Origin of the sequence: Streptomyces venezuelae (assembly GCF_008642355.1) — a bacterium.
GTDB lineage: Bacteria > Actinomycetota > Actinomycetes > Streptomycetales > Streptomycetaceae > Streptomyces > Streptomyces venezuelae_B.
This window is the reverse complement of sequence record NZ_CP029193.1, coordinates 1,731,501-1,750,889: the sequence shown is the minus strand read 5'-3', so window position 1 is coordinate 1,750,889 and position 19,389 is coordinate 1,731,501. Positions and strand designations below refer to the sequence as shown.

At 72.9% G+C, this 19,389-nt stretch carries 22 protein-coding genes and 1 riboswitch; of the genes, 12 read left to right on the top strand and 10 right to left on the bottom strand.

All coding sequences use genetic code 11. The annotated features are described in order from the left end of the window. Positions 1-23: 23 nt before the first annotated feature. Positions 24-167: riboswitch (cobalamin riboswitch) on the bottom strand. A 106-nt stretch (positions 168-273) separates the two neighbouring features. Both DEJ47_RS08110 and DEJ47_RS08105 read right to left on the bottom strand, forming a co-directional pair. Next, the gene (locus DEJ47_RS08110) at positions 274-498 is read right to left on the bottom strand and encodes a hypothetical protein (RefSeq protein WP_150166355.1); all 225 of its coding nucleotides are present in this window, start codon (positions 496-498) and stop codon (positions 274-276) included. A gap of 12 nt (positions 499-510) precedes the next feature. After that, positions 511-1,806, bottom strand: a complete 1,296-nt coding sequence (locus DEJ47_RS08105) for an inorganic phosphate transporter (RefSeq protein WP_150166353.1) — start codon at positions 1,804-1,806, stop codon at positions 511-513. 314 nt (positions 1,807-2,120) lie between these two features. Here DEJ47_RS08105 and DEJ47_RS08100 point away from each other — a divergent pair, with 314 nt between their 5' ends. From DEJ47_RS08100 to DEJ47_RS08090, 3 genes are all read left to right on the top strand, one after another. Beyond that, positions 2,121-2,843: a class II aldolase/adducin family protein gene (locus DEJ47_RS08100; protein WP_150166351.1), complete on the top strand. Its 723-nt coding sequence runs from the start codon at positions 2,121-2,123 to the stop codon at positions 2,841-2,843. A gap of 10 nt (positions 2,844-2,853) precedes the next feature. After that, positions 2,854-3,990, top strand: coding sequence for an alpha/beta hydrolase family protein (locus DEJ47_RS08095; RefSeq protein WP_150166349.1), 1,137 nt, complete (start codon positions 2,854-2,856; stop codon positions 3,988-3,990). A 100-nt stretch (positions 3,991-4,090) separates the two neighbouring features. Next, complete coding sequence (locus DEJ47_RS08090; protein ID WP_161236041.1) at positions 4,091-5,542, top strand: hypothetical protein; 1,452 nt, start codon at positions 4,091-4,093, stop codon at positions 5,540-5,542. Between the two features lie 28 nt (positions 5,543-5,570). Here the strand turns inward: DEJ47_RS08090 and DEJ47_RS08085 are convergent, their stop codons facing one another. After that, positions 5,571-6,461, bottom strand: a complete 891-nt coding sequence (locus DEJ47_RS08085; protein ID WP_150166347.1) for a neutral zinc metallopeptidase — start codon at positions 6,459-6,461, stop codon at positions 5,571-5,573. Between the two features lie 227 nt (positions 6,462-6,688). On the opposite strand from DEJ47_RS08085, the gene DEJ47_RS08080 reads away from it, so the two are divergent. The 4 genes from DEJ47_RS08080 (at position 6,689) to DEJ47_RS08065 (ending at position 10,688) form a co-directional block, all read left to right on the top strand. Beyond that, complete coding sequence (locus tag DEJ47_RS08080; protein ID WP_150166345.1) at positions 6,689-7,444, top strand: hypothetical protein; 756 nt, start codon at positions 6,689-6,691, stop codon at positions 7,442-7,444. 121 nt (positions 7,445-7,565) lie between these two features. Further along, the gene (gene abc-f / locus DEJ47_RS08075) at positions 7,566-9,164 is read left to right on the top strand and encodes a ribosomal protection-like ABC-F family protein (RefSeq protein WP_150166343.1); all 1,599 of its coding nucleotides are present in this window, start codon (positions 7,566-7,568) and stop codon (positions 9,162-9,164) included. A 363-nt stretch (positions 9,165-9,527) separates the two neighbouring features. After that, entirely contained in the window at positions 9,528-9,749 is a 222-nt protein-coding gene (locus DEJ47_RS08070) for a helix-turn-helix domain-containing protein (protein ID WP_055550175.1), read from the top strand. A 135-nt stretch (positions 9,750-9,884) separates the two neighbouring features. Continuing rightward, a complete protein-coding gene (locus DEJ47_RS08065; protein WP_150166341.1) occupies positions 9,885-10,688 on the top strand; it encodes an enoyl-CoA hydratase/isomerase family protein in 804 nt (267 codons plus the stop codon). A gap of 12 nt (positions 10,689-10,700) precedes the next feature. Here DEJ47_RS08065 and DEJ47_RS08060 read toward each other — a convergent pair whose 3' ends face one another. Further along, positions 10,701-11,435 (bottom strand): nucleopolyhedrovirus P10 family protein, encoded by a 735-nt coding sequence (locus tag DEJ47_RS08060; protein ID WP_150166339.1) that lies wholly within the window; start codon positions 11,433-11,435, stop codon positions 10,701-10,703. 108 nt (positions 11,436-11,543) lie between these two features. Here DEJ47_RS08060 and DEJ47_RS08055 point away from each other — a divergent pair, with 108 nt between their 5' ends. The 5 genes from DEJ47_RS08055 to amaP are packed head-to-tail and all read left to right on the top strand — an operon-like array spanning position 11,544 to position 13,847. Then, positions 11,544-12,038 (top strand): Asp23/Gls24 family envelope stress response protein, encoded by a 495-nt coding sequence (locus DEJ47_RS08055; RefSeq protein ID WP_150166337.1) that lies wholly within the window; start codon positions 11,544-11,546, stop codon positions 12,036-12,038. Positions 12,039-12,064: 26 nt separating this feature from the next. After that, positions 12,065-12,250, top strand: coding sequence for a hypothetical protein (locus tag DEJ47_RS08050; RefSeq protein ID WP_150166335.1), 186 nt, complete (start codon positions 12,065-12,067; stop codon positions 12,248-12,250). A 3-nt stretch (positions 12,251-12,253) separates the two neighbouring features. Further along, the gene (locus tag DEJ47_RS08045; RefSeq protein ID WP_150166333.1) at positions 12,254-12,598 is read left to right on the top strand and encodes an Asp23/Gls24 family envelope stress response protein; all 345 of its coding nucleotides are present in this window, start codon (positions 12,254-12,256) and stop codon (positions 12,596-12,598) included. After that, complete coding sequence (locus tag DEJ47_RS08040; RefSeq protein WP_150166331.1) at positions 12,595-13,263, top strand: DUF6286 domain-containing protein; 669 nt, start codon at positions 12,595-12,597, stop codon at positions 13,261-13,263. Before DEJ47_RS08045 ends, DEJ47_RS08040 begins: the two co-directional genes overlap by 4 nt. Beyond that, positions 13,260-13,847, top strand: a complete 588-nt coding sequence (gene amaP / locus DEJ47_RS08035) for an alkaline shock response membrane anchor protein AmaP (protein WP_150166329.1) — start codon at positions 13,260-13,262, stop codon at positions 13,845-13,847. The genes DEJ47_RS08040 and amaP overlap by 4 nt, the downstream gene beginning before the upstream one ends. 12 nt (positions 13,848-13,859) lie before the next feature. Here amaP and DEJ47_RS08030 read toward each other — a convergent pair whose 3' ends face one another. The 6 genes from DEJ47_RS08030 to DEJ47_RS08005 form a co-directional block, all read right to left on the bottom strand. Further along, positions 13,860-14,615: an SDR family oxidoreductase gene (locus DEJ47_RS08030; RefSeq protein ID WP_150166327.1), complete on the bottom strand. Its 756-nt coding sequence runs from the start codon at positions 14,613-14,615 to the stop codon at positions 13,860-13,862. Between the two features lie 4 nt (positions 14,616-14,619). Then, positions 14,620-16,398, bottom strand: coding sequence for a glycoside hydrolase family 15 protein (locus tag DEJ47_RS08025; protein ID WP_398334483.1), 1,779 nt, complete (start codon positions 16,396-16,398; stop codon positions 14,620-14,622). A gap of 133 nt (positions 16,399-16,531) precedes the next feature. Then, positions 16,532-17,320: an SURF1 family protein gene (locus DEJ47_RS08020; RefSeq protein WP_150166325.1), complete on the bottom strand. Its 789-nt coding sequence runs from the start codon at positions 17,318-17,320 to the stop codon at positions 16,532-16,534. 49 nt (positions 17,321-17,369) lie between these two features. Further along, the gene (locus DEJ47_RS08015; protein ID WP_150166323.1) at positions 17,370-17,603 is read right to left on the bottom strand and encodes a hypothetical protein; all 234 of its coding nucleotides are present in this window, start codon (positions 17,601-17,603) and stop codon (positions 17,370-17,372) included. 106 nt (positions 17,604-17,709) lie between these two features. Continuing rightward, positions 17,710-18,705 carry a DEDDh family exonuclease gene (locus DEJ47_RS08010; protein WP_150166321.1) on the bottom strand — a complete coding sequence of 332 codons (996 nt, stop codon included), beginning with the start codon at positions 18,703-18,705 and terminating at the stop codon, positions 17,710-17,712. A gap of 31 nt (positions 18,706-18,736) precedes the next feature. Further along, a complete protein-coding gene (locus tag DEJ47_RS08005; protein ID WP_150166319.1) occupies positions 18,737-19,372 on the bottom strand; it encodes a TetR/AcrR family transcriptional regulator in 636 nt (211 codons plus the stop codon). Between the last annotated feature and the right edge of the window lie 17 nt (positions 19,373-19,389).

Sequence of the window (19,389 nt, the reverse complement as noted above, 5' to 3'; positions counted from 1 at the left end):
CTCACTCAGGGTGTCCGCGCCCTGGTTCGACGTGAATCGGCGGCGAGAGTTCCTGGCTTCCGGGGAGTGGCTCCCCGGTGACAGTGGCGGGACCGCGCCGGATTCGCACCGGCTTCCTCTTCTGCCGCCGTAGTTGGCCCGGGCAGTCCACCACGCCCCGCGAATGCCCGTCAACTCGCTGTTGACCTGCGACGGGAGAGTGTGTTGGGGCCCACACACAGGAGGGGTGCGGAGCGTTTCGTACGCTCCGCACCCCTCCGGGAAACCTTGCCGTCAGGCGACGATCAGATAGATCCCGTACGCCACGGCCGCCGCGCACAGCGCGAAGCACGCGTACGCGCCGGTGCGCGCCACGGCCGCCGAACCGCCGGAGGCGGCGGTCGCCTTCTCCTGCTGGGAGAGGCCGACGATGCCGAGGGTGAAGAGGCCCACGAGGGCGACCGTCACCGCGAGGCTGACGCCGAAGACGGAGCCGAGAGCTGCCCAGTCGATGTTCATGCTGGTCTGTCCTTACACCGTCGCGGGCCGGGCGGGGTCCGCCATGGCGCCGGTCGTGGTCGTGGTCGGGGCCGAGACGCCGGCCTTGACGGACGTGTCCGGGACGGGCGAGGCGGCCAGGGTGCCCGCGGGGGGCGGCGTGACGGCGGCGATCGCGGTGGTCACGACGCCGATGGGCTCGGCCGGTACGCCCCCGTCCGTGCGGACCTCGTCGTCGGTGACGTTGGTGTGGTCGATGGCGTTGCGCCGCGAGAGCACCCAGATGACGGCGGAGCCGCCGACGAGGAGCGCGGCCGTGGCCGCGATGCCCCAGGGGCCCTGCTTGGTGAGGAACTCGGCGCCCGCGCCGACCAGACCGGCGGCCGGCAGGGTCAGACCCCACGCGACGAACATGCGGGTCGCGGTCGACCAGCGGACGACGCCGCCCTTGCGGCCGAGGCCCGCGCCCATCACGGCGCCGGAGCAGGACTGGGTGGTGGAGAGCGAGAAGCCCAGGTGCGAGGAGGCGAGGATGACCGTCGCGGCGCTGGTCTGGGCGGCGAAGCCCTGCTGCGGCTGGAGGTCGGTCAGGCCCTTGCCCATGGTGCGGATGATGCGCCAGCCGCCGAGGTAGGTGCCGAGCGCGATGGCGACACCGGCGGAGACGATGACCCACATCGGGGGGTTCGCGCCGGGGTTGAGGACACCGCCGGTGACCAGGGCGAGCGTGATGATGCCCATGGTCTTCTGCGCGTCGTTGGTGCCGTGCGCCAGCGAGACGAGGCCCGCGGAGGCGATCTGGCCCACGCGGTAGCCCTTGGCGGTGGCCTTGGTGTCGGTGTTGCGGCCGATCCGGTACGTCAGGCGCGTGGCCAGCATCGCGGCGACACCCGCCACGAGCGGCGCGGCGAGGGCCGGGATCAGGATCTTGGTGACGACGGTGCCGCCGTTGATCGACGACCAGCCCATCGACATGACCGCGGCGCCGATGAGGCCGCCGAAGAGCGCGTGGGAGGAACTGGAGGGCAGGCCGACCAGCCAGGTCAGGAGGTTCCAGAGAATCGCGCCGACGAGCGCGGCGAAGATGACCTCTGTCTTGAGGCCGTCCTCGTTGACGATGCCGCCGGAGATCGTCTTGGCGACTTCCACCGAGAGGAAGGCACCGACGAGGTTGAGCACGGCGGACATGGCCACCGCCGTCTTGGGCTTCAGAGCGCCGGTCGAGATGGTCGTCGCCATCGCGTTGGCAGTGTCGTGGAAACCGTTCGTGAAATCGAACACGAGAGCGGTGACGATCACGATCCCGAGGAGAAGCGTGATGTGTTCCATTTACCCAGGCTTCTGTTGGACGTCAGTGGCGAGTTGAACGTAGGCATTCCGGGTGAACGGAAAGTGAACTGGGCCGGGCGGTGCGGTGACTCGAAGCGGAGTCCCGCCACCTCGTCCCTTCCCGGCGTTCGACAGCGATCGTAAGGAGCGGGGGCCGGGGGCCCGCAAACCGGCCGGAGTGTCGGCCTCCGCCATCCGGTGGCCGCCCCCGCGACGCACCGCTTCGAACAGTCCGACAAGCCCGCCGAAGAGATACTGATCACCCCGCGTCCCGCGCCCCCCGGTGTCCGACGGGCGGCTGGCAGGATCGCCGCATGACTGAGCAGCAGCACGGAGACGGGGACGCCGTCGCGCAGGCCTGGGACGAGCTGGTCGACACGGCTCGCAGGACGGTCACGGACGGCCTGGTCGTCGGCACATCGGGCAACGTCTCGGTACGGGTCGGCGGCACCGTCCTCGTCACCCCGAGCGGAGTGCCCTACGACCGTCTGCGACCGCGGGACGCGGTCGGCGTCGACCTCGAAGGACGACAGCTCCTCGGCGACCTCTCACCCACCAGCGAGCTGCCCATGCACCTCGCGATCTACCGCAACACCTCCGCGGGCGCCGTCGTCCACACCCACGCCGTGCACGCCACCGCCGTCTCGATGCTGGTCCCCGAGCTCCCCGCGGTCCACTACATGGCCGGCATCCTCGGCGGCCCGCCCCGCGTCGCGCCCTACGCGCTGTACGGAACGGAGGAGCTGGCCCGGAACATGCTCGGAGCCCTGCGCGACCGCACGGGCTGCCTCCTCCAGAACCACGGAACGGTCACGTACGGAGACACCCTCTCCCAGGCGTACGACCGGACGGCCCAGCTGGAATGGATGTCCCGCCTCTGGCTCACCGCCGCCGCGGTCCCCGGCCACGCCCCGGCCCTCCTGTCCCCCTCCCAGCTGAGCGAAGCGGAAGAGCGGCTGAAGGGGTACGGACAGCACCGCGGCGATCCGGTCACCCCAGGGACGCCGCCCACTGGCCCCGAAGCCCTCCGCCCATAACACTGGGACGGTGCGCCCAGCCAAAGCGACGGCAGCGGCCGTCACCGCAGTAACAGCCGCCCTGGGGACGGCCGCGGCCGCCATCGCGGCGGGCCGTTTCGCCAGCGACGCCGCCCTCAGGGCGCCCGCCGGCCGGCCCCTGCCCACCGAGCCGCGCCTCACCGTGCACGCCACGGCCGCGGGCCAGGTCAGCCTCACCCGCGCCCTGGCGAGCCTGCGCCCCGGCACGTACGGCCTCAGCGGCAACGGCACCCACGCCATCGTCGGACCCGTCCTGGACTCCGCCCCGCACGAGGCCGACACCGTCGTGCGCCGCCTCGAAGCCGTCACCCACGGCACCCTGGAGCCCGGCGCCCGCGTCCGGCTCACGCCCCAGGTCCACATCGGCGACCCGCGCACCGCACTCGGCCTCGAACACTCCGACGTCGTCGTCCCCGGTGAACTCGGCGGCCTCCCCGCCTGGTTCGTGCCCGCCACCCGGGACACCTGGGTCATCACGGTGCACGGCCTCGGCACCACCCGCGAGCACCCCATGGTCGTCATGGACTTCCTCAACCGCCTGCGCATCCCCGTCCTCGACCTCGCCTACCGCGGCGACCTCGGCGCGCCCCGCTCCCCGGACGGCCTCGGCCACCTCGGCGAGACCGAGTGGCGCGACCTGGACGCCGCCATCCGCCACGCCGTGCGCAACGGCGCCGAGCGCGTCGTCCTGCACGGCTGGTCCACCGGCGCCGCCATGTGCCTGCACGCCGCGGCGCACTCGGCGCTCCGCGACCGCATCAGCGGCCTCGTTCTCGACTCGCCGGTACTGAACTGGGAGGTCACCCTGAAGGCCCTCGCCGGCGCCCGCCGCACCCCGGGACCCCTCCTTCCGCTTGCGGTCCGTGCGGCACAGGGGCGCACGGGCCTGCGCGGCGACCGCATCCTGGCGTCCGCGGGACCCGACGCCCTGCAGGTCCCCACCCTCGTCGTGCACGGCCCCGACGACGCCGTCGCCCCCTGGGTCTACTCCCTCAGGATGGCCGAACGGCGCCCGGACCTGGTCACGTTGCACCCCGTACCGGACGCGCCGCACGGCGCCATGTGGAACGCGGACCCCGCGGCCTACGAAGAGGTGCTGCGCCGCTTCCTCACCCCGCTGATCTGACCTTCGGAACCCTCGACGCGCGACATCCGCGCATCGCCTTCGAAGGCCCGTGCCGCCATTCCGTTTGGGTTTTCGGACCGTCAACAGGAAGACTGCTCCTGTGACGTCCCGTACCCCGCGCGACTCCAGGCTCCGACTTGTCCGCGCGCCCCGCCAGAGGGCCGAAGAGCGAGGAGAGGCCCGGCGCGACCCAGCACGGCCCCTGTCCGCCGCGCCCGGCGCGATGGGCAACCGCCGCACGCGCCGTCCCGCCCCCCGTCCGCCGGAGGGCACGCCCGCTCCCGCGGAGCTCGCGCGGGGCGCACGAGCCGTCCTCGCCGCCGCCGCACGCGTCGCCCGCTGGGCCGACGCGGCCCTCCGCCCCGGCCCCGGCGGCACCGGGGCGACCCCCGACGGAAAGGGCACCCTCTCCGACGCCACCGCCGAACGGGCCGCCGCCGAACTGGGACTGACCCCCGCTCAGGTCCGCGCCGACTGGGACACCGCCCGCCTCTCCGGCCTCATCGAGGTGCACGGCGACAGCGCACGCCCCGGCTGGCGGCTGCGCGTGTGGGACCGCGACGACACCGCCGTACTGCGCGGCTGGGTCGCCCTCTTCGACGCCTGGTCGCTCGCCCACCCCGCGCCCGACGACCTGGCCCCCGCGGCCGTCGCCGAGACCGTCGAGGCCATGCCGCAGGTCCTGTCCCTCCTCCAGCTGTCGGCGGGCCCCGTGCCCGTGCCGCAGCTCCTCGACCTCCTCGACCAGCGCGTCACGGAACTGCGCACCGAACGCTGCGAGATCGCCGACGGGCCCGAGCCGGAGACCCCCGCCGAGGCCCCGCGGGACGCCCCGCTCCCCGCCCTCCTCGACTGGGCCCTGCACGGCCTCGCCGCCGTGGGAGCGCTCACCTGCGCCGAAGGACAGGCGACGCTCACCCCGCTCGGCAGCTGGGCGGTCTGGGTCAAGCTCGAACAGATCTGCGTCGCCGCGCAGAGCCCCGCCGGGCACTTCGAGCAGTCCGCCGAGGACATGCTGCGCGGCTGCGCACGCCTGCGCCCCAACGCGGCCCGCGCCGAATACCGCGCCTGGCTCGCCGCGCGCCCCGTCGGCAGCGCCGTCACCGACCTCCTCACCGCCGCACGTGGCGAGGACGCCCTCCTGCGCGGCCTCGCCTTCGAGGCGCTGCGCGTCGTCGGCGCACCGGCCGAGCCGGACGTCAGGGCCGTCGTCGAGGAGTCCTCCCTGCGCCCCTACGCGCTGCTGTGGCTCGCCGAGCAGGAAGGCGCCGACCCCGAGGACGTCCATCTCGTGCTCACCCGCGAGGAGTCCACCTGGCTCTGGGTCGACACCGCGGCGGCCGTCGCCGACCACGGAGAGGCCGATCTCCTCGTCCGGCACCTGGAGTCGGCGGTCCAGCCCACCGTCCCCGCCCTCCTCGACGAGGTCCGCCGCGTCGGGCACCCCCGCACCGTGCAGGTCCTCGTCGCCCTCGCCGCGGCCCACCCCGACCCGGCGCTCGCCAAGGCCGTGCGCCGGGCGGCCTTCCAGGTCCACACCGGCGGCGAGTGAGCCGCAGCGCTCCGAAGCCGCGGATGCCTCAGCGGAACGTGTCGCACCGGCCCATGTCGCCGGTGCGGTACCCCTCGTAGAACCACTGCTGCCGCTGCTGGGCCGAGCCGTGCGTCCAGGACTCCGGCGTGACCCGGCCCTGGAACTTCTCCTGGATCCGGTCGTCGCCCACCGCGGCCGCCGCGTCCAGGCCGTCGCGGATGTCGTTGTCGTCGAGGCTGCTGATCAGCGGCCTGCCCGTGCGATCGTCCGGGCTGCGCGTCGCGTGCCGCGCCCACACCCCGGCGTAGCAGTCGGCCTGCAGCTCCACCTTCACGGCGTTGCTGTCCCGGCCCGTGCGGCCGTCCTGGGAGCGCTGCAGCGTACCCATCAGGTTCTGCACGTGGTGCCCGTACTCGTGCGCCACGACGTACGCCTGCGCGAAGGGCCCGCCGCTCGACCCGAACTTGGTCCGCAGGTCGTCGAAGAAGTCCAGGTCCAGATAGACCTTCCGGTCACCGGGGCAGTAGAACGGGCCGACCGCCGACGTGGCGGCGCCGCACGCGGTGCCCACGCGGCCCGTGAACAGGATGGTCCGCGCGGGGGAGTACGTGCCCTCCCGGCGCTGGAACTCGGGCCGCCAGAAGTCCTGCACGCTGTTGACCACCGCCACGATGCGGCAGTCCTCCTTGCTGTTCGCGTCCCGCCCCTTGTGGCAGGTCTGCTGCACCTGCGCCAGGGACGACGAGGTCGCCGCGGGCTCGTCGTTGCCGGAGGAGAGCCCCAGCTGGTCGGGGCCGACCCCGAAGAAGAGCCCCAGGAGCAGGGCGATCAGGCCGGCGATGCCTCCGCCCACCGTCGCCCGGCCGCCGGGGATCCGACTGCCGCGCACATCCTGCACCTCCGAGGTGTCCAGGTCGGCGTCGTCGTCGAACTGCATGGGCGTACCCCTCTGCCGCGCATCCGGAACGGCACCCGCCGTCCCGCGCCGGACCACCGGCCACTTCATCCTGATACGCCCGCCCCCGCCGAGCCCCGGAGGAAGGTCCGAACGGGGGACACGGAGCACCCCTCACGCCGTGTCGCCCCGCCGCACGGCAGGTACCCCCTGAGCCCGCGGCTACGCTCTGCGCCTGATCCATGGGCAGGGGTACCGAAGGGGGCGTCATGGCCGCTCTGCCGCTCGACGCGACGGGCCACGCCCCGGCCCGCCGGGGCACGCGCATCGCCCTGCCCGTCGCCCTCGCCGTGCTCGCCCTGCCCCTCATCACCGCCGCGCACCACTCGCGGCCCGCGCCCTACGGAGACCGCCTCACCGTCCACGCACGCGTGGACGACGCGCGGCCCGGCCGGGAACCCGCCCTTCGCGCGACGGACCGAGCCGTCCAGGCGTACGACAAGGAGAGCGGCGCCCCGCGCTGGACGTACACCCGCGCGGGACGCCGTCCCGTCACCCTCCTGCCCGCGCCCGGCCACGCCTTCACGCTCTGGAGCGACGGCCTGGTCACCGACACCGCGCGGGCCGACGGAGGCTCCGTGCGCTGGCACCGCGCCGTCCCCGCGAGCGCCGACTGGCTGCGCACCCCGGCCGCCCGAGCGGGCGCCGGGGTCCTCCAGCCGCTCACCCCGGACGCCGGCATGCTCGCCGTCGTCACCCCGCACCGCATCGCCGCCTACCGCACGGCGGACGGCGACCTGCGCTGGGTGCTGCCCGCGAAGACCGGCTGCTCCTTCGAACCGGCACGCTCCGTCCGCCGGGGCGGGGCGCTCCTGGTCGCCCAGCCCTGCACGGGCCCGGCCGCCGCCTGGACCGCGCAGGTCGTCGCCGTGGACGACTACGGCAGAATCGTTCCGGGCCGCACCCCGCTGGGCAACGGCGACCTGCGGCGGAGCCCCGGCGGCGCCGGGAGCCCGGAAAACTAGTTGCGACGGCCCGTTAGACTGGCTGTCATGGCAGCACCTCTCCTCAGTTGGACGGCATAGACACCGGTCCTGAGCACCTCAGTCGTCCCTCTCGCCGTCCACTCTGTTTCAGGAGAACCCCGTGATCACCGCTTCCGGCATCGAGCTGCGCGCCGGCGCCCGCATCCTCATCGAGAACGCCACCTTCCGCATCGCGAAGGGCGACCGCATCGGCCTCGTCGGCCGCAACGGCGCGGGCAAGACCACCCTCACGAAGTGCCTGGCGGGTGAGGGCATGCCCGCGGGCGGCACCATCTCCCGCTCCGGAGAGGTCGGCTACCTCCCGCAGGACCCCCGCACCGGCGACCTCGACGTGCTCGCCCGCAACCGCATCCTCTCCGCGCGCGGGCTCGACGTACTGATCCGCAAGATGCGCGAGAACGAGCAGCGCATCGCGAACGGCTCGGGCGCCACCCGCGAGAAGGCCCTCAAGCAGTACGAGCGCCAGGAGACGGAGTTCCTCACCAAGGGCGGGTACGCCGCCGAGGCCGAGGCCGCCACCATCGCCGCCGCGCTCAACCTCCCGGACCGCGTGCTCGGCCAGCCCCTGCACACGCTCTCCGGTGGTCAGCGCCGCCGTATCGAGCTGGCCCGCATCCTGTTCTCGGACGCCGACACGCTCCTCCTCGACGAGCCGACCAACCACCTCGACGCCGACTCGATCGTCTGGCTGCGGGACTACCTGAAGACGTACCGCGGCGGCTTCATCGTGATCTCCCACGACGTCGACCTCGTCGAGACGGTCGTGAACAAGGTCTTCTACCTGGACGCCAACCGCGCCCAGATCGACGTCTACAACATGGGCTGGAAGCTCTACCAGCAGCAGCGCGAGTCCGACGAGAAGCGCCGCAAGCGCGAGCGCCAGAACGCCGAGAAGAAGGCCGCGACGCTGCACTCGCAGGCCGACAAGATGCGCGCCAAGGCCACCAAGACCGTCGCCGCCCAGAACATGGCCAAACGCGCCGACAAGCTCCTCGCGGGCCTGGAGGCCGTGCGCCAGAGCGACAAGGTCGCCAAGCTGCGCTTCCCCGAGCCCGCGCCGTGCGGCAAGACCCCGCTGATGGCCGAGGGTCTCTCGAAGTCGTACGGCTCGCTGGAGATCTTCACCGACGTCGACCTCGCCATCGACAAGGGCTCGCGCGTCGTCATCCTCGGCCTCAACGGCGCGGGCAAGACCACGCTGCTCCGGCTCCTCGGCGGCGCCGAGAAGCCCGACACCGGCCAGGTCATCGAGGGGCACGGCCTGAAGCTCGGGTACTACGCGCAGGAGCACGAGACCCTCGACCCCGAGCGCACGGTCCTGGAGAACATGCGCTCCGCCGCCCCCGACCTCGACCTCGTCGAGGTGCGCAAGACGCTCGGCTCGTTCCTCTTCTCCGGAGACGACGTCGACAAGCCCGCCGGTGTGCTCTCCGGCGGCGAGAAGACCCGGCTCGCGCTCGCGACCCTCGTCGTCTCCTCGGCCAACGTCCTCCTCCTCGACGAGCCCACGAACAACCTCGACCCGGCCAGCCGCGAGGAGATCCTCGGCGCGCTGCGCACCTACAAGGGAGCCGTCGTCCTCGTCACGCACGACGAGGGCGCCGTCGAGGCGCTCCAGCCGGAGCGCATCATCCTGCTGCCCGACGGCGTCGAGGACCTGTGGGGCCAGGACTACGCAGACCTCGTGGCCCTCGCCTGAGACCCTCCGCGCCGTCCACCCTGCTTGATCGAATGACTGATCCACTGGGTATGGATCATTCGGCCGATCCGTGATCCCTCATCTGTGTGAGCCCGCCTCGTACCGAGGTGTGGCATACACGGATTTCCGCGCTGAGCTGCGACAAGGCGCGCCTTGGCGATGGTCACGGCGCTGACCTGGGGATTCGCTGTTCCGCGCGCTCCCTCGCGCGCGGAACGCCGCGCGGAATCGTTCACTCCGCTCGTGATGTCCGTCCCCGAGGGGACGAACCCCGCCGTACGGACCTTGTCGAATGGGTGGCCAGGAAGCCCGAGAGGGGTGATCATGAGAAGTCCAGAGCGCACTTCCCATGAGGAGGCACGGGTGGCCGAGACTCTGAAGAAGGGCAGCCGGGTAACCGGCGCCGCGCGCGACAAGCTCGCGGCAGACCTGAAGAAGAAGTACGACGGCGGTGCGAGCATCCGGGCGTTGGCCGAGGAGACCGGCCGCTCGTACGGCTTCGTGCACCGCATGCTCAGCGAATCCGGCGTCACGCTGCGGGGACGTGGCGGGGCGACGCGAGGCAAGAAGGCCGCCGCCGGCTGACGGCTGGCGGCACGCTGTCCCATGGTCCGATGGTGACCACCCGGTCGGTCGGCTGACCGGCCGGGTGGTTACTGTGCAGTCACTTACGGGCGCTCCCGGCGTCCGGCCCGACCGCACCCCCATCGGAGGCACCCCATGGCTTCGTCCGACAGCGAGCTCGCACCGGTTCTCGACAAGGACGGCGTACGCCTCACCATCGACGAGGCCGTCGCCACAGTGACGCTGACCAATCCGGCCAAGCGCAACGCCCAATCTCCCGCGCTGTGGAGGGCGTTGGTCGAGGCCGGTCAGCTGTTGCCGGGCAGCGTCCGCGTCGTGGTGCTGCGCGGAGAGGGCAAGTCCTTCTCCGCGGGGCTCGACCGGCAGGCGTTCACGCCCGAGGGCTTCGACGGCGAACCGTCCTTCATCGATCTGGCACGCGGTGAGGACGGCCTTCTCGACGCCACGATCACCGAGTACCAGGAAGCGTTCACCTGGTGGCGGCGGAGCGACATCGTGTCCATCGCCGCCGTCCAGGGCCACGCCATCGGCGCCGGCTTCCAGCTCGCGCTCGCCTGCGATCTGCGGATCGCGGCGGACGACGTTCAGTTCGCCATGCGCGAGACCAGCCTGGGCCTGGTCCCCGACCTCACCGGCACGCACCCGCTGGTGGGACTCGTCGGCTACGCCCGTGCGCTGGAGATCTGCGCCACCGGGCGCTTCGTCCACGCCGACGAGGCCGAGCGGGTGGGCCTCGCCAACCTCGTCGTGCCCGCCGACCAGCTCGACGCTGCCGCCACGGACCTGGCCGCCGCGCTCATCGCCGCGCCCCGCGACGCGGTCATCGAGACGAAGGCCCTGCTGCAGGGCGCGGTGGGCCGCTCCTACGAAGAGCAGCGCGTCGCCGAACGCGCCGCCCAGGGCCGCCGCCTGCGCGACCTCGCGGGCCTCGGCGACTGAACGTATCCGCCGTTACCGCACCTCGGTGACGAGCACCGCCACCGAGGGACCGTCCGGCAGGGCCGCGCCGACCGCTTCACGGACCGCCAGTGCCACGTCCAGGGCGCGGTGTTCGCGGTCCGTCGCGAGTTCCACGCGCGCGTGGCGGCGCGGCAGCGTGCCCGTCGCCGGGGGCTCCTCGAAGTGGACGGCGCGGCCCAGGACGCCGGTCAGGCGGGTCACACCGGGGACCGAAAGGGCGGCCCGTTCGGCGCGAGCCTCGTCGGTGTCGGCGCCCTCCGCAGGGGGCGGCTCGGGGGACGGGTGCGGGGGACCGTCGGCCGGCCGCGCCGGGGCCTCGTCCGTCCCGTCCGCCTCGTCGAGGAGCGCCGTCGCTTTCAGGTCCACCTCGGTCGTGACCAGACCGAGCCCGGCAGCCGCCTCGTACAGCGCCGCGCGCAGCCGGTCCGCCGCCGCGGGCAGTGGTTCACCGGCGACCGCCGCGAACTCCCCGGTGATCCGCAGCGGCCCTGGCCCCAGCGCGCTCGGGGGCGGCGGAACGGCGGGGGTCCCCGCCCGGTCAGGGGCGGCGAGCGCGATGCGCACCGCGCCGAGCCGCACCCCGGGCACCCGCTCAGCCATCTGGCGCAACGCGCCGTCCGCCGCCGATTCCGTCATCCACACGCCGTCCGCGGCACCGCCGAGCGGCAGCACCCGGCCGAGTCCCAGCTGTCGGCGCACCGCTTGCGTCCATCCCTCTCCCGTCATGGCCCCAGCCTGCCGCATCCCGGGCGCGCGGGCGCGGGGTCGCGCTTAATGTGGGCGGAGAAGCAGCCCCACTCGGGCAGTTCCCCTTTCGAAAGGGACGGGACGGCCATGACCGACACCGGACAGCGGAAGGCGTCGCAGACGCTGCAGAAGGACTCCCCGGACTCACCGGAGGAGAGCGCGGCCCGGTCCGCGCCCGGCCGGGGCGGCGGTGACCCCGGCAGCAGAGGCCGCACCACCATCGCGGACGGCGTCGTCGAGAAGATCGCCGGCCTCGCCGCGCGGGACGTCGACGGCGTGCACGCGATGGGCGGCGGCCTCGCCCGGACCTTCGGCGCCGTGCGCGACCGCGTGCCGGGCGGCTCGAAGTCCGTGTCGCGCGGTGTGAAGGCCGAGGTCGGCGAGGTGCAGACGGCGATCGACCTGGAGATCGTCGTCGAGTACGGCGTCTCGATCGCGGACGTCACCCAGGACGTACGGGAGAACGTGATCACGGCCGTCGAGCGCATGACAGGCCTTGAAGTCGTCGAGGTCAACATCGCGGTGAGCGACGTGAAGCTGCCCGACGAGGACGACGACGAGCAACAAGGACGCCTTCAGTAGGCAGCCCACACGAGGAGGGAGCGCACATGAGTATGGCCGTGATCGGCATGATCGCGGGAATGGCTCTGGGCTTCGCCGGATACTTCGGCGGTTTCGGGGCGTTCCTGCTGGTGGCCGCCCTGGGCGCCATCGGCTTCGTCGCCGGCAAGTTCCTCGACGGAGACCTCGAACCCGGCGAGTTCTTCCGCACCCGCGGCGACCGGCGGCGGTGAGCGGTGGCGGCACAGGTCGCGCCCCGGGAGCGCGGCGCGACCCGGATCGCCGACCGGGTCGTCGCGAAGATCGCCGCGCGAGCGGCACGTGAGGCGGTGGACACGGTCCCGGCCGACGGATCACCGCCCCGCGCCACGGTCTCCGTCCACCACGAGGCGGCCCGCATCCGCGTCAGCCTGGAGCTGGAGTACCCCTGCGACATCGGCGGGCAGTGCGGCGCGGTGCGTCGCCATGTCACCGAACGGGTAGAGGCGTTGGCGGGGATGGACGTACCCGAGGTGGCCGTTCAGGTGGAGCGGCTGCACTCCTCGCAGGTACGCGCCGCGGCACAGGGGAGGACACGATGAGTGAACCCCACGGGGGCGGCACCCAGCCGCTGCCGGTCGTCGAACAGTCGGACGGCGAGCTGCGCCAGTCCGCGTCCGCGACGGCGTACGACCCGCTGCCCACGCTCTCCGACGACGACGAGAAGGCTTCCCGGTTCTGGTCGCCCCGCCGGGTGCCCGCCGCCCTCCTCGCCCTGGTCGTCCTCGGCGCCGCGGGACTGCTCCTCTACGACATCGTCGCCGTCCGGGCCGACCACCCCGCCATGCACTGGCGGCGCGAACTCGCCCACCAGCTCGGCAGGCGCCCCCTCGACGACACCGCGGTGCTCGTCGGAGCCGCGGTCGCCGCGCTCCTCGGCCTCTGGCTCCTCGTGCTCGCCGTGACACCCGGGCAGCGCGGCATCCTGCCGATGCGCCGCACCCACTCCGACGTGCGCGGCGGCCTGTACCGCGGCGCCGCCGCCATGGTCCTGCGCGACCGGGCCATGGACGTGCCCGGCGTGCAGTCCGTGCGGGTCCGAATGAAGCGCTCCAAGGTCGACGTGCGCGCGGTGTCCCACTTCCGTGAGCTCGACGACGTGCGCGGTGACCTGGACGCGACGCTCGCCGACGGCATCCGCGACCTCGGCCTCGCCCGCGCCCCCGGACTCGCCGTCCATGTGGCCCGGCCCGGCAGGAAGGGGTGAGCGGCGTGCTGCGTACGGTCAACCGCGTCGTCCTGGCCCTGGCCGGACTCGTCCTGCTGGTCCTCGGCGGCTCCGTGCTCGCCGTCGGACTCGGCGCGTCCCCGCCCTCCTGGTGGATCCACGACGGTCGGCACGACGTGCTGGTCAGCGCCGCCGACCGGGCGCGGTGGCGGGACGACGGATGGTTCTGGCCCACGGTGATCGCCGCCCTGGCGGTGCTCGTCCTGCTCGCGCTGTGGTGGCTCTCCGCCCAGCTGCGCAGGCGCCGACTCGCCGAGGTCCTGGTGGAGACCGGGGACGGCGAGGGCGCGCTGCTGCGCGGCCGTGCCATGGAGAACGTCCTGGCCGGCGAGGCCGAGACCCTGGACGGCGTGGACCGCGCCCAGGTCGTCCTCACCGGCAGGCGCGGCGCACCGCAGGCGCGCGTGGACCTCACCCTCGCCCCGCACGCCGCCCCGTCCGACGCGCTGCACCAGCTCTCCACCGACACGCTCGCCCGGGGCCGCGAGTCGGCGGGCCTCGCGTCCCTGCCGGCCACGGTCCGGCTGCGGGCCGCCAAGCACCGGGCGGAGAGGGTCAGCTGAGGATTCGCGCCGTCAGAACCCGGCGCGCGCGCCGCCGTCCACCGGCACCATGATCCCCGTCAGGTACGAGGCCGCGGGCGAGAGCAGGAACGCCGCGGTGCGGCCGAATTCCTGCGGGGTGCCGTAGCGCCGCAGGGGGATGCCCGCCTCGTTGGCGGCGCGGGTGGCCTCCGGGTCGGGGGAGAGGCCGTCCAGCTGGCGCATGCGGTCGGTGCCGATCCGGCCGGGCAGCACGCCGACCACCCGGATGCCGCGCGGGCCGAGCTCGTCCGCGAGGGACTTGGCGAACCCGGCGAGCCCCGGCCGCAGACCATTGGAGATGGTCAGGCCCGCGATCGGCTCGTACACCGACCCGGAGAGCACGAACCCGATGACGCCACCCTCACCGAGCTCCGCCGCCGCGGTCCGCGCCAGGCGCACCGCTCCGAGGAACACCGACTCGAACGCCGCCTGCCACTGCTCGTCGGTGTTGTCCGCGACGAAGCCGGGCGCGGGCCCGCCGACGCTGATCAGCACACCGTCGAAGCGCCCGAAGTGCTCACGCGCGGCGGCGACGAGCGAGGCCGCGGAGTCGGGGTCCGCGTTGTCCGCGACGACGCCCACCGCGTTCGGGCCGAGCTCGGCCGCCGCCTCGTCGACCGTCTTCTGCTGACGGCCCGTGACCACGACCTTCGCGCCGTCCGCGACGAGTTCGCGGGCGGTGGCGTTGCCGAGGCCGCGGGTGGCGCCGGTGACTACGTAGACACGGTTTTCCAGTCCAAGATCCATGGACCTAGTCTCCCGCGTCCGCCCCGTAGAGCGCGAGGGCGGTATGCACCAGGCCGATGTGGCTGAATGCCTGCGGGAAGTTGCCGAGCTGACGGCGGGACGTGGGGTCGTACTCCTCCGCGAGCAGCCCCACGTCGTTGCGGAGCGCGAGCAGGCGGTCGAACAGTTCGCGCGCCTCCTTCGTACGGCCCGTCATGTGCAGGGCGTCCGCCAGCCAGAACGAGCAGACGACGAAGACGCCCTCCTGTCCCGGCAGGCCGTCGATCTCCGTCTGGTCGGCGGTGTAGCGGCGCAGGAGCCCGCCGTGGCCGAGCTCGGCGTGGACCGCGTCGATGGTGCCGATGACGCGTGGGTCGTCGGGCGGCAGGAATCCCACACGCGGTATCAGCAGCAGTGACGCGTCCAGTTCGGTCGAGCCGTAGGACTGCGTGAACGTGTTGCGCTCCGGGTCGTAGCCGCGCTCGCAGACCTCGCGGTGCACCTCGTCCCGCAGCGTGCGCCACCGGTCGAGGTCGCCGCGGAGCTTCGGGTTCTCCTCCAGAGCGCGCACGGTGCGGTCGGCGGCGACCCAGACCATCACCTTCGAGTACACGAAGTGCCTGCGCGGGCCGCGCACCTCCCACAGGCCCTGGTCCGGCTCGCGCCACTTCTTGTGCAGGAATTCGAGCAGGGACAGCTGGAGGTGCCAGGCGTGCGGCGGGGTGGCGAGGCCCGAACGGTCGGCGAGGGCGAGGGAGTCGACGACCTCGCCGTACACGTCGAGCTGCAGCTGTTCGACCGCTTCGTTGCCGATGCGGACCGGCGCGGAGTCCGCGTACCCGGACAGCCACGGAACCTCGTACTCCGGCAGTCTGCGCTCTCCGGCGAGGCCGTACACGATCTGCAGGTCCGCCGGGTTGCCCGCGACGGCGCGCAGCAGCCAGTCGCGCCACGCCTCGGCCTCCTCCGAGAAGCCGGCCGCGAGCAGCGCGCCCAGGGTGAGGGTGGAGTCGCGCAGCCAGCAGAAGCGGTAGTCCCAGTTGCGCACGCCGCCGGGCTCCTCGGGCAGCGAGGTGGTGGGGGCGGCGACGATGCCGCCCGTCGGGGCGTACGTGAGGGCCTTGAGGGTGATGAGGGAGCGCAGCACCGCGTCCCGGTGCGGTCCGTCGTAGTGGCACTGGGACGTCCAGGCGCGCCAGTCCTCCAGGCTGTGCTCCAGCGACTCGTACGGGTCGACGAGCGAGGGGCGCGGCTCGTGCGAGGGGTGCCAGGTCAGGACGAAAGCGACCTTTTCCCCCTCTTCGACGGTGAACTCGGAGTGCGTGCCGAAGGCGTGGCCCCAGGTGTGCACGGACGGCTCGCTGCGGAGCCACACGGAGTCGGGGCCCGCGACGGCGACGCGGTGCCCGTCCTTCTGGCGCATCCAGGGCACGACCGAGCCGTAGTCGAACCGCAGCCGGAGCGTGCTGCGCACGGTGACGCGGCCTTTGAGGCCCTCGACGATGCGGACGACGTCGGGGGCGCGGTCGCGCTGCGGCATGAAGTCCGTGACGCGGACGGAGCCGTCCTCCGTGTCCCATTCCGAGTCGAGGACGAGGGAGTCGGGACGGTAGGCGCGGCGGGTGCAGGCCCCGGCGTCCTTGGGCGCTATGCGCCAGTGCCCGTTCTCCTCGTCGCCGAGCAGCGCGGCGAAGCAGGCGGGCGAGTCGAAGCGGGGCAGGCAGAGCCATCCGATGGAGCCGTCCCTGCCGACGAGGGCGGCGGTCTGGTGGTCGCCGATCAGCGCGAGGTCCTCGATGGGCACGAGCTCTGCGGCGGACGGGAGGTCGGTGGCGGGCGCGAGGTCTTCGATGTGGCGGGACACGGATGACGGTTTCCCGGAGTGGGGCCCCGTCAATCCGGCGTGCTGCGGGGCTTCCGGCACGGATCCTGGAGCCCTAGACGGCGGCCGGTGTCGCTTCCGGGGCGGTGGCCTCGGCGGCGGCCGCGCGGTCGCGCCGCTCCCTGCGGACCAGGACCACCCAGCCGATGGGGACGCCCGCGGCGAACAGCCACCACTGGACCGCGTACGCCATGTGCGCGCCGATGCTGCTGTGGTCGGGCTCGCCGATCAGCTCGGGGGAGCCGCTCTTGGCCTCGGGGGAGGAGAGCTCGACATAGCCGCCGAGGACCTCCTTGCCGAGGGCGTCCGCCTGCTGCCCGCTGCTGATCAGCATGATCTGACGGTCCGGAAGGCCGCGGACGTCCTTGATGCCGCTGGCCGCGGACGTCTCGTCGGCCATGAGGCGGCCGGTGACGGTGATCTCGCCCTTGGGGGGCGCGGGGATCTTCGGGAAGGCGGTCTGCGGGCCGTCGGCGGGGATCCAGCCGCGGTTGACGAGCAGGATCTTGCCGTCGTGCAGGGCGAACGGGGTCAGGACGTGGAAGCCGACCGCGTCGTCGGAGTTGGTCCGCCGCCGCACCACGACCTCGTGCCGCGCGTCGAACGTCCCCTTGGCGCTCACCCGGCGGTAGAGGTCCTCCTTGGGCACCTCGTGACCGGGCGAGGTGAGCTTCTCGGCCGGGACCGGGTCGGCGTTCAGCGCGTCCGAGATCCGCTGGTTCTGGGCGACGCGGTTCTCGTGGCGGTGCAGCTGCCAGAAGCCGAGCTCGACCATCACCGGGATGAGAACGAGGGCGATGAGGGTGAGGATCACCCACTGCCGGGACAACAGGAAGCGGTACACCCCACGACGGTACCTCTCGGGTCGTGGGGTGCCCGGCGGCGGGGTCCGGTCAGACGTTGTCGACGATGCCCACCCGCCCCTCCGCGCGCGAGCAGTGGGCGCCGCAGTACCAGTGGCCCTCCACCTCGACGCCCTGGCCGATGATGCGGCACCGGCAGTGCTCGCAGATGGGCGCCATGCGGTGGATGGCGCAGGAGAAGCAGTCGAAGACGTGCACCGCCCCTTGGGCGTGCACCTCGAAGGACATGCCGTAGTCGTTTCCGCAGACCTCGCAACGTGCCATGCGCCTCAGGGTGGGACGCGGCGGCGGCGCGGGGCGAGCGGCCGGTGGGCGAGTCGCTCGGAATCACCCGTCTGACGGGCGGGGCCCGGGTCGACGGTTCAGACGGTTACGACTCCGTGGCGGGCGTCACGTCCTGGAGGAGCTGTCCGAACGCCGCCTCGTCGATCACGGGCGTGCCGAACGAGCGCGCCTTGACCGTCTTGGAGGTGCCCGAGTCCGGGTCGTTCGTGACGAGCAGGCTCGTGAGGCGAGACACACTCGTAGCGATGTGCAGGCCAGCCTCCACCGCGCGGTCCTCCAGGAGTTCACGCTCCACGGAGGTGTCTCCGGAGAACGCGACCCGCATGCCCTGCTTGAGCGGTTTGCCCGGTTCGTAACGACCCGGGTTCGGGTACGGGCACGGCGGGCGCTTCCGCGAAGGGCGCCAACTTCCGGGCCGGTACGACGAGGAGGGTGTCGGTCCCGTCGACTGGCGGACGATGCGCGGCGCGCCGTCCGACCACTCCGTGAGGGGCCTGCACTCCAGGAGCGGCAGGCGGACGTTGCCGCCGGCCGCCGCCAGCAGACTGGGACGGAAGGCCTCGGCCAGCACGCGTGCGTCGTCCAGGGCGTTGTGCGCGTGGCGCTGCTCGACGCCGAAGTGCGCGGCCAGGGACTCCAGCTTGTGGTTGGGCAGCGGGAGCGCCAGCTCCTTGGAGAGCGCGATGGTGCACAGGCGTTGGCGCACGGGGGCGGTGCGCTCCGCGCGCGCGTACTCCCTCGCGATCATCGACCAGTCGAAGACGGCGTTGTGCGCGACGAGGACGCGCCCTTCGAGCCGGGCCGCGAACTCCTCGGCGACGTCCTTGAAGAGCGGGGCGTCCGCGAGCATCTCGCTGGTGAGCCCGTGGATCCAGACGGGGCCCGGGTCGCGCTGGGGGTTCACCAGCGTGTACCAGTGGTCCTCGATGTCGCCCCGGGCGTTCACGCGGTAGACGGCGGCCGACACTATGCGGTCGTCGCGGGCCAGGCCGGTGGTCTCCACGTCGACGACCGCGTATCCCGTTGGATACGCGGCCGGCCAGGGCACTGCGGACGCTGCGGTCGTGCGGTCTTCGAGCATGGTCCATGAGGATACGGGCCGCGACCGACAGTCAGGGCGCCGGTCCGAGAAGCCCGGCCACCAGAGCCCGCACGGAGGTGGCGAAAACCGCCTCCGGATCGACGGGTCCCGCGAGCGCGCGGGCGAGCGCGGCGTCCTGCTCCGCTGCCTGAGCCGTCCACAACTCCTCCTCGCCGGGCCGCTGCACGGGCGCCCGTTCGCGGGCGCGCTCGACCAGGACGTGACCGACGACGTGGATCTGGACGGCCCGTACGGCCTCGGCGGCGCGGGCGCCGCGCAGCCCCGCCTCATGGACCTCGTGGACGAGGGTGCGCTGGGCGGGCAGGAACATCCTCTCCGTCAGACCGCGTTCGTGGACCATCGCGACGAGGTGCGGGTGGTCGAGGAGCTGGTGGCGCAGGGCGCGGGCCACGGAGGCGACGCGCTGGACGGGGGTGCGTCCTGTGGCGCGGATCTCGCCGAGGTCGTCGAGGGTGCGCTCGACGAGGGCGTCCAGGAGCGACTCGCGGTTGCCGACGTGCCAGTAGATGGAGGTGACGGCGGTGCCGAGCTCGGCGGCGAGCGCCCGCATCGTCAGGGCCCGCGGGCCGTGCCGCTTGACGAGGTGCGCGGCGGTGTCGAGCACGACGGCCCGGTTCAGCTGCGTGCGCGTCTCTTTACCCTTCACGGGTCCTGTTGTAACTG

Bases quoted from the DNA above. Each gene is read 5' to 3' on its own strand.
- DEJ47_RS08110 (WP_150166355.1), bottom strand. From the start codon at position 498: ATGAACATCGACTGGGCAGCTCTCGGCTCCGTCTTCGGCGTCAGCCTC.
- DEJ47_RS08105 (WP_150166353.1), bottom strand. From the start codon at position 1,806: ATGGAACACATCACGCTTCTCCTCGGGATCGTGATCGTCACCGCTCTC.
- DEJ47_RS08100 (WP_150166351.1), top strand. From the start codon at position 2,121: ATGACTGAGCAGCAGCACGGAGACGGGGACGCCGTCGCGCAGGCCTGG.
- DEJ47_RS08085 (WP_150166347.1), bottom strand. From the start codon at position 6,461: ATGCAGTTCGACGACGACGCCGACCTGGACACCTCGGAGGTGCAGGAT.
- DEJ47_RS08080 (WP_150166345.1), top strand. From the start codon at position 6,689: ATGGCCGCTCTGCCGCTCGACGCGACGGGCCACGCCCCGGCCCGCCGG.
- DEJ47_RS08065 (WP_150166341.1), top strand. From the start codon at position 9,885: ATGGCTTCGTCCGACAGCGAGCTCGCACCGGTTCTCGACAAGGACGGC.
- DEJ47_RS08060 (WP_150166339.1), bottom strand. From the start codon at position 11,435: ATGACGGGAGAGGGATGGACGCAAGCGGTGCGCCGACAGCTGGGACTC.
- DEJ47_RS08055 (WP_150166337.1), top strand. From the start codon at position 11,544: ATGACCGACACCGGACAGCGGAAGGCGTCGCAGACGCTGCAGAAGGAC.
- DEJ47_RS08050 (WP_150166335.1), top strand. From the start codon at position 12,065: ATGAGTATGGCCGTGATCGGCATGATCGCGGGAATGGCTCTGGGCTTC.
- DEJ47_RS08040 (WP_150166331.1), top strand. From the start codon at position 12,595: ATGAGTGAACCCCACGGGGGCGGCACCCAGCCGCTGCCGGTCGTCGAA.
- DEJ47_RS08030 (WP_150166327.1), bottom strand. From the start codon at position 14,615: ATGGATCTTGGACTGGAAAACCGTGTCTACGTAGTCACCGGCGCCACC.
- DEJ47_RS08015 (WP_150166323.1), bottom strand. From the start codon at position 17,603: ATGGCACGTTGCGAGGTCTGCGGAAACGACTACGGCATGTCCTTCGAG.
- DEJ47_RS08010 (WP_150166321.1), bottom strand. From the start codon at position 18,705: ATGCTCGAAGACCGCACGACCGCAGCGTCCGCAGTGCCCTGGCCGGCC.